This window comes from Caldisericum sp. (genome assembly GCF_049967455.1).
In the GTDB taxonomy this organism is placed as follows: domain Bacteria; phylum Caldisericota; class Caldisericia; order Caldisericales; family Caldisericaceae; genus Caldisericum; species Caldisericum exile_A.
The window spans coordinates 1-1105 of record NZ_JBMFSR010000092.1 but is presented as its reverse complement, the minus strand read 5'-3'; the positions used below and the strand labels follow the sequence as shown (position 1 = coordinate 1105).

The following is a 1105-nucleotide window of genomic DNA, read 5'->3' as shown; positions in this document are numbered from 1 at the left end:
CTTGAGGTCTTTGAAAACTCAATAAAGCTCTTCTCAAGGCCAAGAGTTTTTAGAACTGACAACGGCTCTGAATTCAGATATGAACCCTTCAATCTCTTCCTTTCCAACAACAGAATCAAGCACGAGTTCATAGATAAAGGCAAGCCTTACCAGAATGGCTTCAGCGAGATTTACCAGATTCAGCGACGAATGCCTCAAAGGAATTGATTTTGACCTTTTATCTATTGACGAGATAAAATCATCCATAACGGACTGGTTCAAATGGTATAATTATCAAAGACCACATAGTGCGATTAACTACGAAACACCGGTAAAATTCTATCTTAGGTCTTACTGAATTCGACTTTGCAGGATCAACGTTGATCCTGCAATGATACATTCATAAGTACATGGTCTCTACTTTTAACTGTATCAATTTTGGGGGCATATCAACCTGAGAACTTTTGAACCCATTTGTAATAGGTAGAAGAAGAGATTTGATACTTTCTGCAAACTTCAGAGACAGAAGTGACTTTAGCCTCTGTAAGAATCTGGATGATCTTTTCGACTGAGAACTTTGAAACTTTCATGATGCACCTCCTGAAAAATATTTTACAAAAGATTCTACTTTTGAACGTATCGTTTTAGGGGAGCATCACAAAGATAAAGGAATTCTTTGAAAAAGATGTAAAAGATAAACTGATAAAATTGGAATTGAAAGCTTTCATAGGCACTGCTTTTCAGATTATAAGCGTGTAATGTTTCTTTGTGAGCCACAGAGAATAGCCAAATCGTATCTGAGATCATCTCTCAATTTTGAAGCACTTTTTTAGGCCAAAGATTCGGAATTTAAAGTTGGTTGAGTATATCTCAATTCTGGCTGAATGTCAAAGATCAGAATAGGATTAAGGGATTTTGTTGAGAAAATGAGAATATCGCATCACTTAGCTTTATTCAAGTTGGGATTGATTTTGTCAGATATGGACTGGCATAGTTATGAGTTCTTAAACCCGAAATGCATAGTTTGAGAATGAGAGTGGTTAAATGGCTAGAAAAGGTAAAGTGAAAAAGGATGATAACGATCTAGCACAATATACATTTGAGCAAGAGAAACGTCTTAATATAC

General features: G+C 35.8%; 2 protein-coding genes and 1 pseudogene. 2 read left to right on the top strand and 1 reads right to left on the bottom strand.

Going from position 1 to position 1105, the window contains the following annotated elements:
* Positions 1–207: pseudogene (locus ACP5SP_RS07955) on the top strand (hypothetical protein); the annotation flags it as partial.
* Positions 155–337, top strand: coding sequence for an integrase core domain-containing protein (locus ACP5SP_RS07950; RefSeq protein WP_428076537.1), 183 nt, complete (start codon positions 155–157; stop codon positions 335–337). The pseudogene ACP5SP_RS07955 and the gene ACP5SP_RS07950, both read left to right, overlap by 53 nt.
* Positions 338–428: 91 nt before the next feature.
* Here the strand turns inward: ACP5SP_RS07950 and ACP5SP_RS07945 are convergent, their stop codons facing one another.
* Positions 429–569 carry a transposase gene (locus ACP5SP_RS07945; RefSeq protein WP_428076535.1) on the bottom strand — a complete coding sequence of 47 codons (141 nt, stop codon included), beginning with the start codon at positions 567–569 and terminating at the stop codon, positions 429–431.
* Positions 570–1105: the final 536 nt, after the last annotated feature.